Consider the following 11,419-nt stretch of genomic DNA (forward strand, 5'->3'; position numbering starts at 1 on the left):
GGTCACAATGCCGCCTCTTCTCTGGGGTGGATCCGGTTTCTGGCCTCTGGGGGTGTGCCGACCACGACGGCGAGGCCGTCGAGCACGTCGACGAGCGGTCCGTAACGACGGCTGACCTCGTCCTCGTGCCCCGCCACGACATGGTCGACGTCGCCGCCGGCGGCCATCGCGCGGATCTCGCGGTACACGTCGCGGGCGCCGGCGAGGTCGCACATGTGCCGGAACGGACGGTCGTGGGCGAGCTCCTCGTCGAAGTGGACGGCGTCGGAGGTGAGCAGGACGGTGCCGTGATCGGTCCCGGCGCGGACCATGAGCTGGCCGGGGGTGTGGCCGCTCGCGGGCAGCAGCTCGATCCCGGGCGCGATCTCGACACGCCCGGTCACCGGCACGAGGCGGCCGTCGGCATCGATGCGGTCGAGGGCGTCGAGCTCGGCAGGCTCCACGAGCGCGGCGAACTCCGCGGCGGCGGAGCTGCGCCAGAACGACCGCTCGGGGGCGCCGATCCACACGCGGGCACGCCGCAGATGCTCCGTGCTGCCGATGTGGTCGTAGTGGGCGTGGGTGAGGACGAGGTCGACGTTGTCGTCGGCGCCGATGCCGAGGGCGTCGAGCGCGTCGGCGAAGGCGACGAGAGCCGTCCGGCCGCGCCGATCGGCGACGGCGGGGTCGAACCCGGTGTCGACGACGACGGTGCGATCGGGTGTCTCGACGATCCAGAAGTAGTACGCCAGCACGAAGGGGGCGGCGGGAGCGCCGGCCTCGACACCGTCGTGGAAGACCTCGGAGCGCGTCGTCGCCCACTCGCCGTACCGCACGGCGACGACTCGCCGGGGGGAGTGAACGCGACTCTGCGTCATGACTGCTCGCTATCCTTTGAATGCTGTCAGACAAATGTATAGCCGACGACAGCAAATGATCAAGCCATCGACGATGACGACGAGGGAGTGCCATGCGGACGACGATCGTGCCGGGAGTGAAGACGGCGGTGGGAGAGAGTCCCGTCTGGGACGACGCGCGCGGGGCGCTTTGGATGGTCGACATCCTCGCACCCTCCTTGCTGTGCGTCGCGCCGGGCGGTGAGGTGACGCAGTGGACGGCGCCCGAGCAGATCGGCGCCGTCGCGCGGTCAGCCGACGGGCGCGTCGCCGTCGCGCTCGCGAGCGGATTTTGCGTGTTCGATCCGAAGTAGGGGACGTTCGGCCTGGTGACCCCCGCCCGGTGCGCGGCCGGAGCGGTGATCAGCGAGGGCAAGGCCGACCGCGACGGCAGGCTCGTCGGCCTCTCCGGCGACAGCCGCTTCCGGGATCCGCTCGGCCGGATCCACCGCTGGGAGCCCGACGGCTCGGTGACGGTGTTCGGCGACGGGTACGTGCTCGGCAACGGTCTCTGTTGGAATCGTGAGGGCTCGGTGATGTACGCCGCCGACAGCCTGCGCGGCACGATCTTCGCGTACGACTACACGGCCGAGGTGCCGTCCCGCCCCGTCGTGTTCGCCCAGCCAGAGGGTCCCGGCTTCCCCGACGGGGCGACGGTCGACGCCGACGATCACCTCTGGGTGGTCATGCACAACGGCGGCGTCGTCCTCCGACTCGACCCCCGCGGCCGGGAGGTCGAACGGCACGCACTGCCCGGCCCCCACGTGACGAGCCTCGCCTTCCGCGGCGCCGCGGCGGAGGTCTTCCTCACCTCGCTCGACCACCACGCGATCCCGGGCGAGGCGGCGCCGGCGCTGGATGTCGGCGAGGCCGCCGGCGTGCTCTATCGTGCGGAGGGGATCGGACCCGGCGGGATCGCCGAGACCTACGCCCGCGCCCCGGCTGCGCGCTGACCTGTCATTCAGGTTGCCAGAAATCTGTCTGACAGGTATCGTCATGCCACCGATGTGTTGCGACGCCGCGCGCGTCCTCGAGGAGGAGGAATCGTGAATCAATCCGTCTTGGTCGTCGGGGCGGGTCCCGCCGGAGCGGCGACCGCGCTCTCCCTCGCCCGTGAGGGGATGCGTGTCGTCCTCATCGACGCCGAGCGCGAGCCGAACCTGTCCCCCCGCGCGATCGTCTACCTTCATCCGCTGTTGCCCGACCTCGACCGGCTCGGCATCCTCGACGACATGCGCTCGCGCGGTCACATCGACCACGAGGGATTCAACATGCACCTCGTGGCGCTCGATGAGATCCTCTCGGCGCCGAACTCGGAACTGGAGGGCGCGAGCCCGACGCCGTACAACATCCACATGGGCCAGGGCGAGTTCACGCAGATCGTGATCGAGCACCTCGCGAAGCTCGACACCGTCGACGTGCGCTGGGGGTCGCGCCTGGTCGGGTTCGAGCAGGACGACTCCGGCGTCACGGCGACGATCGAGACGGATGCCGGCACCGAGCAGCTCCGCGTCGGCTGGCTCATCGGCGCCGACGGCGGCCGCAGCACGGTGCGCGACCTCATCGGCGCGACCCTCGAGGGCTCCACCTGGGACGAGCGCTTCGTCGCGGTCAACCTCCGCTACGACTTCCGCTCGATCGGCATGCGCAGCTCCAACCTGTACGTGCACCCGACCCTGCCGGCCGTCATCGCCCAGATCGACAAGAGCGGCCTGTGGCGCTGCACCTTCCAGGAAAGCGCCGACCTGCCCGAGGAGACGGTCGAGGAGCGGGTGCACGCCTACCTCCACGCGCTGCTCGGCGAGGATGCCGAGTACGAGCTCGTCGCCTTCCGTCCGTACCGCATGCACCAGCGGCTCGCCTCGAAGCTGCGCGAGGGCCGCGTGCTGCTCGTCGGCGATGCGGCGCACCTCACGAACCCGACCGGCGGCCTCGGTCTCACGACCGGCCTCTACGACGTCCTCGCCCTCGAAGAGGTGCTGCCCGCCGTGGCGCGCGGCGAGGCCGGCGAGGAGGCGCTCGACCGCTTCGCCGCCGACCGCTCGCGCGTCTTCAGCGAGATCACGTCGCCGACAGCGTCGATGCTGAAGAACGTCGTCTACGGCGGGCTCGAGCCGGAGGCGCTGCGCGAGGCCACGGCCATGCAGCGGCAGTTCACGTCGACGCACGAGCAGCGCGTCGCCATGCTCCTCGGTCTCGACGCCGTGCGCAGCCCCTCGCTCCTGCAGCCGGAGTCGCCCGTGGGGGCGGTTTCGTGACCGGCACCGACGCCCGACGCGAGCGGCTCGAGGTCCTGCGCGACACCGTCGCCCAGGACATCGCGGACCGCAAGTACTGGGGTGCCGCGCTGCGGATCACGCAGGGCGGCGAGACGCTGCTCGACATCGCGCTCGGCCACGCCGACTCGGCGGCGACGCGGGCGCTGCACACCGACGACGTCTTCTCGATCTTTTCGGTCACCAAGGCGTTCATCAACGTCCTGATCCTGCGCTCCGTCGAGCTCGGCCGCATCGCGCTCACGACCCGCATGTCCGAGATCGTCCCGGAGTTCCGCGGCGCGCCGCGCGAGCGCGCCACGATCCTGCACTTCCTGACCCATACGACGGGGATGCCGGGGGTGTGGGAGCCGAAGCCCGGTCTCTACTTCGACGACCTCAGCGAGATGGTCGACGCCGTCATCGAGAACATCCACGGGACGACCGAGCCGGGAGCGCGGTGCGACTACGCGCCGATGGCCAACCACGTCCTCCTCGCGGAGGCGTTGCGGCGCATCGACCCGCAGCGGCGGTCGATCAACGACATCCTCGAGCAGGACCTGTTCATCCCGCTCAGCATGGACGACACGCGCCTCGGCATCCGCCCGCACATGCGCGACCGCCACATCTTCCCGGACTTCCGCGGCATCGTGCCCATCAAGGAGCTCTCCCGCACGCACCCGGGCGATCACGGCATCTTCGGCGCGGAGCGCCAGGAGGCGACGTGGATGGGCGCGGCATCGACGACGGCCGACCTCACCCGCTTCGCTGAGATGCTCCGGCGCGGCGGCGAGCTCGACGGCGTGCGCATCCTTTCGCCTGTCATGGTCGCCCTCGCGCGCCGCAACCACACCGGCGATCTGCCGAATGAGCTCTACCGCTCGGTCGCGCTGCGCGCCGGCTACCCCGCACCCCCCGCCTACATCGGTCTCGGGTTCAGCGTTCGCGGCACGGCGCTCGTGCGGCACCAGTTCGGCACCCTGACCAGCCCCGAGACCTTCGGAAACTACGGCGCCGGCAGCACCGAGTTCTGGATCGACCCCGTGCTCGACGTCACCTTCGTGGGCCTGTCGGCGGGCCTTCTCGGCCAGGCGCCGAACATCGAGCGCTATCAGCGTCTGTCCGACATCGTCGTAGGAGCACTGTCATGACCACCGTCCCGCGGCCCCACGAGGCCGACATCCCCGCGCTGCTGCTGCGCCGCGGCTCCTTCTGGATCACCGGCGAGCTCACCGAGACGGCGCAGGGCCATGTGCAGCGCGGCCAGATGTACGTCGAATGGCTCGCCCCCGAGACGGTCACCGAACCGCACCCCGTCGTCCTCGTCCACGGCGGCGGCGGTCAGGGCACCGACTGGCTCACGACCCCCGACGGTCGCCCCGGCTGGGCGTATCGCTTCGCGGCGGAGGGCTTCGCGGTCTACGTCGTGGACCGCCCCGGTCACGGCCGATCGCCGTACCATCCCGATCAGCTGGGCGAGCCGGGCGGCCCCACCTCGTCGGAGGTGGCCGGGTTCCTCTTCGCCCCCGGCGATGCCGCCGACGCGCAGACCCGCTGGCCGTGGGGACGCACCCCGGGCTCGCCGGAGCTGGAGCAGCTCGCCGCGGGCATGGCCTTCCTCCTGCCCGACGCCGCCACCAGCCAGAGCCTCGACGGCGCGGCGATGGTGCGGCTGCTGGAGCGCGTCGGCCCCGCCGTGATCGTGACCCACTCGGCGGGCGCGCCGGCGGGCTGGCTCGTGTTGAACCGCGCACCCGAGCAGGTCGCCGGGGTCGTGGCGGTCGAGCCCATGGGACCGCCGTTCATGGACATGCCGGGCTTCCCATCGCTCGCCTGGGGGCTCACCGCGGCGCCCCTCGAGCTCGACCCGCCCGCGCACGACGCGGCGGAACTGGCCGGGAGCCTCGACGGCCGCCGCGTCGTCGGCTTCGACGCGGCTCCCGTGCTCGTCGTCGCAGGCGCCGCGTCGGGTTTCGGCGCCGGCGTCGCGCCGCTCGTGCACGAGCACCTCCGCTCGGCGGGGACGGATGCCGAGCTCCTGCCGCTGGGATCCATCGGCATCGAGGGCAACGGGCACGGTCTGATCTTCGAGACGAACAGTGACGAGACCGTTGTGCCGTTGATCGCGTGGATCCGCGGTGTGAGTGAGAGGAACGACAAGTGAATGTGACGTACGACTTCGGGGGCCGCGTGGCCCTCGTCACAGGGGGAGGCTCCGGCATCGGCCGTGCCAGTGCCGAGGCCTTCGGGCGTGCCGGGGCGACCGTCGCCGTCGCCGACATCTCCCTGCCGAGCGCCGAGGCGACCGTTGGGGCCATCCGCGCGGCGGGAGGAGCGGCGCACGCATATCGGGCGGATGTGTCCGCCCCGGAGGCTGTCCGCGGACTCATCACCGACATCGTCGCCGACCTCGGCGGACTCGACTTCGCCCACAACAACGCGGGCATCGAGGGGGAGCACGTTCCGACCGCCGACATCGCGATCGACGACTGGCGCCGAGTCGTCGACATCGATCTCAACGCGGTGTTCTATTGCATGAAGGCCGAGATCGAGGTCATGGCGCTGCGCGGTCACGGCGTGATCGTCAACACCTCGTCGGCATCCGGCCTCATCGGCGGGTACAACCTGGGCGCCTACACCGCCGCCAAGCACGGCGTCATCGGCCTCACGAAGGCGGCAGCAGCCGACCACGCCCGCAGCGGAGTGCGCATCAACGCGGTGTGCCCGGGCGCGATCGACACCCCGTTCATCGCGGAGCTGCCGCCGGCGGCGCTGCAGCGGCTGATGCTCGGCACCCCGATGGACCGGGCGGGACAGCCCGACGAGATCGCCCAGGGCGTGCTCTGGCTGTGCTCGGACGGCGCATCCTACGTCACCGGCACGGCACTCTCGATCGACGGCGGGGTGCTCATCGGCGGCACCGGAACACGCTTCGACGACATCGAGTTCTGAGGCCGCGGCATCCTATCTTTCTCTTGTGCTGTCTGACAGCTGACTATAAGATCTAAGACCAACGCCGGAATGGCCCGGTGGCAAAGCAAGGAGGCTTTTGTGAAAAGGACCACGTGGAGTGCCGCTCTCGCGGCCGCGGCCGTTCTAACCGTCGCGTTGAGCGGCTGTGCGGGTGAATCCGGCCCGGCCGCAGGCCCCGGGGATGCCTCGGGCGACTCGGTCAAGGTCATGGTGTTCGGCTCGTTCACCCAGCCGCCGTTCCCCCTGTCGCAGATCAAGACCGCCGCCGAGGCGGCCGTCGGTCGTGTCAACGGCGACGGCGGCGTCGCCGGCCAACAGATCGACCTGATCGCTTGCGACGACCAGATGAGCGCGAACGGCGCGGCCGCCTGCGGTCGCCAGGCCGTCCAGGAGGGGGTCATCGCCGTCGTCGGTGCCTTCACCCTCTTCGGCGACTCGATCGTCCCCCAGCTCGCGACCGCGGGCATCCCGTACCTCGGCAACGTCGCGATCAGCGCGGAGGAGTCGACCAACGACGTCTCCTTCCCGGTCATGACCGCCGGCGCCCCGAACCTCGCCGCCGTCGTCAGCCTGAAGGAGCAGGGCTGCGAGGCCGCGGTGATCACCGCGGTCGACACCGCGGCCTCGCAGGGCGCATACACCGACTTCGGTGAGCCCGTCGGCGAGCAACTGGGCGTCGAGATGACATTCGTGCCCTACCCGGCGAACACCACCGACTTCACGTCGGTCGCCGCGCGCATCGCCGACGCGAGCAACTGCGTGATCTACGGCGGCGGCGCGCAGGACTCGGCCGCCATCATCAACGCGCTCGCGCAGACCGGCGACCACTTCATCAACGTCGCCCTCTCGACGATCGCCTTCCCCGAGTCCTCCCTCGCCCAGCTCGGCGACGGCGCCGAGGGCGTGCAGGTGCTCTCCCCGTTCGACTTCCCGTCCACGAAGACCGAGGGCATCACGCAGGCGATCGCGGACATGAAGGCGAAGGACGACAAGGTCACGATCGATGAGACCGCGATCAACTCGTACAACGCCGTCCTGATGCTCAAGGCGGCCGGCGAGAAGGTCTCGGGCGACCTCACCGCCGCATCGCTCCTCGAGACGCTCCAGGCGAAGGGCACGACGCTCGACACCGGGCTGACCGCGCCGGTCGACTTCGCGACCGACTCAGGCTTCTTCCCGCCGATCCCGCGCGCCGCGGGCAGCGTCTACCAGCCCTACGTCGCCAAGGACGGGGTGTTTGTCCCGAACGGCGACAAGCTCGATCTGAGCGGCCTGTTCTGAGCGACGCGTTCTGACCGTCAGGTTCCGAACGCCCCGTTCCGACCCGGTGGTCGGGGGAGGCGCCGCCTCCCCCGACCACCACCCCGAAAGGACCCGTCGATGATCGACATCCTCCGATTCACGGTCAACGGAGCGGCCGCCGGCGTGATCATCGCGCTGCTGGCCCTCGGCGTGAACGTCATCTTTCGCTCGTCGCGGGTGATCAACTTCTCGCACGCCGCGATCGCCCTGACCGCCGCCTACGCCTACAACGAGTTCCTCTCCTTCTCGCCCGCGCCGATCGCCCTCGCACTGTCGGTGCTGGTGGGTGTCGCCGTCGGGCTCCTCGTCGAGACGCTCGTCATGCGGCCGCTGCGTCACGCGAGCCCGCTCACCAAGGCGATCGCCACGATCGGTGTGCTGCTGACGTTGCAGTCGATCCTGAACCTCCGCTACGGCTACAACCCCATCATCGTGCCGCCGCTGTTCCCGACCGCGACCGTGTCGCTGGCCGGCGTGCCGGTCGGCATCGACCGGCTCATCATCATCGGGATCGGCGTCGTGCTCACGGCGGCCCTGTGGGCCGTCTACCGCTTCACCGGCTTCGGGCTGGCCACGACCGCGCTGTCGGTCAACGAGCGGGCCCTCTCGGCGCTCGGCTCCTGGTCGCCCCGCCGCGTCGGCCTCATCAACTGGGCGCTCGCCGGCGGCCTCGCCGCCTTCGCCGGCGCGATGCTCGCCCCGATCACCTCGCTCGCCCCGACCCTGTCGCTGACCCTCATCGTCCCGATCCTCTCGGCGGCGCTGCTCGGACGGCTGAGCGCCTTCTGGCTCACGCTCGTCGGCGCGGTCGTCATCGGCATCGCGCAGGCGCAGATCTCCCGCCTGACGACCATCCCGGGCCTCACCGAGGCGCTGCCCTTCCTCGTCATCGTCGTGCTCCTCGCCCTGCAGGGCAGCTCGCTCCCGGCACGCGGCGAATCCAACGAGCGGCTGCCGAAGATCGGCTCGGGACGGATCCCGTGGATGCCGATCGGCATCGCCACCGCCGTGACGCTCGTCCTCGTGATGTGGGTGCTCCCCGAGGCCTGGGTCGCCGCGCTGACCGCCGGCCTGGTCGCGGCCACGGTGCTGCTGTCCCTCGTCGTCGTCACCGGCTACGCCGGCCAGCTCTCGCTCGTCTCGTTCGGCCTGGCCGGCGTCGCCGCCCTCGTCGCCGCGCAGCTCGTCGCGAACCTCGGGTGGTCCTTCCTCCCGGCGGCGATCGTCGGCGTTCTCGCGACGGCGCCCGTGGGCCTCCTCGTCGGCCTCCCCGCCGTCCGCACCCGGGGAACGGCGCTCGCTGTCGTCACCCTCGGCCTCGCGGTGGCGCTGCAGGCCCTCGTCTTCGACAACAGCGTCATCACGAACGGCATCGCCGGGCTCAACGTCGGCAACCCGACGATCTTCGGGCTCGACATCAGCGCCATCTACTACCCGCGCCGGTACGCGATCTTCACCCTCATCGTCTTCGTCCTCACCTCGCTCGCGGTGCTGAACCTCCGTCGCTCCGCCGTCGGTCGCCGGCTCGTGGCGGTGCGCGGCAACGAGCGGGCCGCGGCGGCGGTGGGGATCTCCGTCCCGCGGACGAAGCTCTACGCGTTCGTCGTCTCCGGCCTCATCGCCGGCATCGGCGGCATCCTCATCGCGTTCACAAACCTCGTCGTGACCCTCGGCAACCCCGGCGGACGCTTCGACCCGTCGTACTCGATCAACGCGATCGCCCAGAGCACGGTCGGCGGCATCGGCTACGTCGGCGGCACGATCGTCGCCAGCGCCATGGAGCCCGGCGCGATCGTCAACAAGCTGCTGAGCTTCATCTCCACTGGCAGCTGGTTCAACCTCATCGGCGGTCTGTTGCTGCTCGTCACGGTCGTGACGGCCCCCAGCGGCGTCGCGGCGAACCTGCAACGCGACTTCTCGAACCTGTGGCGCAGGATCAACCCGCGGGCGGCCGAGCGCACCCGCGCCCGCAGTCGTGTCGAGATCGGCGAGGTGGAGCCCCACCGGGTCGAGCCCGCGACGCTGCGCGTATCGGGGCTCGATGTCGTCTTCGGGGCCGCGCGGGTGCTGAAGGCGGTCGACATCGAGGTGCGACCCGGCTCCGTGCTCGGGATCATCGGCCCGAACGGCGCCGGCAAGACGACCCTCGTCGACGCCATCACCGGGTTCGCCCCGGTGCGCGCCGGGACGATCACGCTCGACGGTCGCGACTTCACCCACCTCACCCCCGCGGCGCGCGGCCGGGCAGGGGTCGGCCGCTCCTTCCAGTCGCTCGAGCTGTTCGAGGACCTCACGATCCTCGACAACCTACTCGTCGCGTCGGAGCAGCGCCGCTGGTACGACACGCTGATCGCCGGGATCGTCCCGGGCAAGCCGCGGCTGAGCTCCGCCGCGCGGACGGCCGTGCGCACCTTCCAGTTCGAGCACCGGCTCGACGACGCCCCCGCCGACCTCTCCTACGGCGAGCGCCGGCTCCTCGCGATCGCCCGCGCCCTCGCGGCGCGGCCGCAGGTGTTGCTGCTCGACGAGCCGGCCGCGGGGCTCGGTGCCCAGGAGCGTGCGGAGCTTCGGACCCTGGTGCGCGCGCTCGCCGAGGACTGGGGCATCGCGGTCCTCATCATCGAGCACGACGTCGAGCTCGTCCTCGGGGTCTCCGACGAGGTCATCGCGATGGACTTCGGCAGCGTGATCGCACGCGGCACGCCGGACGAGGTGCGCGGCGACCCGGCCGTCATCGCCGCCTATCTCGGCGCCGACGACTCCGCGGGCGGCAACTCCGCGGCAGGCGACTCCGCGGCTGATCCCATCGCTTCGGGGAAGGTGACGTCATGACCGGTGAAGTGCTGCTGTCGGCGAAGGGTCTGGATGCCGGCTACAACGGCCAGGCGATCGTCTCGGGCGTCGACCTCGATTTGCGCGCGGGCGAGATGATCGGCGTGTTCGGCGCCAACGGCGCGGGGAAGACGACGACGGTGCTGACCCTCGCCGGCTCACAGCGCGCCGTCGCGGGGGAGCTGACACTGCTCGGCGCCGCCCACCCGGGCTCGCTGTACAAGGCGGCGCGGTCCGGCCTCGCGCTCCTTACCGACGACCGCAGCATCTTCGCGCCGCTGTCGGTCCGGGACAACCTGAGGCTCGGCCGCGGCGGCGTCGAGGCGGCGCTGCAGATCTTCCCCGAGCTGCGCGAGCACGTCGATCGGCGCGCGGGCCTCCTCTCGGGCGGGCAGCAGCAGATGCTCTCGGTGGGCCGCATCCTCGCCGCCCGGCCGCGCGTCATCCTCGCCGACGAGCTCTCGCTGGGTCTCGCACCGCTGATCGTGAAGCGGTTGCTGGCGGCGCTGCGCGCCGCGGCGGACGACGGCGCCGCGGTCCTCATCGTCGAGCAGCACGTCCCGGTGGCGCTCGCGATGGTCGACACGGCCGTCGTGCTCGCCCGCGGCACGGTCGCCCTTTCGGCCCCCGCCGCCGAGCTGCGCGACGACCCGCACGCGATCAGCGATCTCTACCTCGCCTCGGCCTGATCGTAGCGGGGATGCCGATGGACATCGCCGAGATCTCCGACCGACTCGAGATCCTCGACCTGTACGCGCGCTACGTCAACTGCGTCGATCTGCCCGACTACGACGCCCTCGCCGAGCGCGTCTTCGTCGACGACACGCGGTTTGACTACCGCGACGCCGCAGGGCCGGTCATGACGTTCGCGCAGATGCGCGCGGGAGGGTTCTTCGACGGCGGCGGGATGCACCGCTTCCACATCACGTCGAATCTCGTGATCGACTTCGGTGCGGACCGCCACACGGCCGGCACCGTGTCCAAGACGCTCAATCCGTGGGCGGTGTCGGATGATCGCGGGACGCGTCTCTACCAGGTGCACGGCCGCTATATCGACGAGCTCACCCGGCTGCCGCGGGGGTGGCGCATCACGGCGCGGCGGTGGGAGCACGCGTGGGTGTCCGGCTGGACGGGCGACGCGGCCTCGATCCTCATGACGATGGGCGACGTCGTCTGACGGCA

At 70.8% G+C, this 11,419-nt stretch carries 9 protein-coding genes and 1 pseudogene; 9 read left to right on the forward strand and 1 reads right to left on the reverse strand.

Annotated elements, in window-relative coordinates; translation table 11 throughout:
- Positions 1-2 precede the first annotated feature (2 nt).
- Positions 3-857: an N-acyl homoserine lactonase family protein gene (locus B4E30_RS06290; RefSeq protein WP_286794047.1), complete on the reverse strand. Its 855-nt coding sequence runs from the start codon at positions 855-857 to the stop codon at positions 3-5.
- Positions 858-949: 92 nt separating this feature from the next.
- On the opposite strand from B4E30_RS06290, the pseudogene B4E30_RS06295 reads away from it, so the two are divergent.
- From B4E30_RS06295 to B4E30_RS06335, 9 genes and pseudogenes are all read left to right on the forward strand, one after another.
- A pseudogene (locus B4E30_RS06295) lies at positions 950-1,828 on the forward strand (SMP-30/gluconolactonase/LRE family protein).
- 93 nt (positions 1,829-1,921) lie between these two features.
- A complete protein-coding gene (locus B4E30_RS06300) occupies positions 1,922-3,133 on the forward strand; it encodes an FAD-dependent oxidoreductase (protein WP_286794049.1) in 1,212 nt (403 codons plus the stop codon).
- Positions 3,130-4,281: a serine hydrolase domain-containing protein gene (locus B4E30_RS06305; RefSeq protein ID WP_286794052.1), complete on the forward strand. Its 1,152-nt coding sequence runs from the start codon at positions 3,130-3,132 to the stop codon at positions 4,279-4,281. Before B4E30_RS06300 ends, B4E30_RS06305 begins: the two co-directional genes overlap by 4 nt.
- Positions 4,278-5,294, forward strand: coding sequence for an alpha/beta fold hydrolase (locus B4E30_RS06310; RefSeq protein WP_286794055.1), 1,017 nt, complete (start codon positions 4,278-4,280; stop codon positions 5,292-5,294). The genes B4E30_RS06305 and B4E30_RS06310 overlap by 4 nt, the downstream gene beginning before the upstream one ends.
- Entirely contained in the window at positions 5,291-6,082 is a 792-nt protein-coding gene (locus tag B4E30_RS06315; RefSeq protein WP_286794057.1) for an SDR family NAD(P)-dependent oxidoreductase, read from the forward strand. The genes B4E30_RS06310 and B4E30_RS06315 overlap by 4 nt, the downstream gene beginning before the upstream one ends.
- Positions 6,083-6,181: 99 nt before the next feature.
- Positions 6,182-7,384 carry an ABC transporter substrate-binding protein gene (locus B4E30_RS06320; protein ID WP_286794059.1) on the forward strand — a complete coding sequence of 401 codons (1,203 nt, stop codon included), beginning with the start codon at positions 6,182-6,184 and terminating at the stop codon, positions 7,382-7,384.
- Positions 7,385-7,483: 99 nt separating this feature from the next.
- Positions 7,484-10,237 (forward strand): ABC transporter permease subunit, encoded by a 2,754-nt coding sequence (locus B4E30_RS06325; protein WP_286794061.1) that lies wholly within the window; start codon positions 7,484-7,486, stop codon positions 10,235-10,237.
- Complete coding sequence (locus tag B4E30_RS06330) at positions 10,234-10,926, forward strand: ABC transporter ATP-binding protein (RefSeq protein ID WP_286794063.1); 693 nt, start codon at positions 10,234-10,236, stop codon at positions 10,924-10,926. Before B4E30_RS06325 ends, B4E30_RS06330 begins: the two co-directional genes overlap by 4 nt.
- Before the next feature lie 11 nt (positions 10,927-10,937).
- Entirely contained in the window at positions 10,938-11,414 is a 477-nt protein-coding gene (locus tag B4E30_RS06335; protein ID WP_286794065.1) for a nuclear transport factor 2 family protein, read from the forward strand.
- The last annotated feature ends 5 nt before the right edge of the window (positions 11,415-11,419 follow it).

This window comes from Microbacterium sp. UBA3394, from assembly GCF_002358725.1.
Classification (GTDB): Bacteria; Actinomycetota; Actinomycetes; order Actinomycetales; family Microbacteriaceae; genus Microbacterium; species Microbacterium luteum.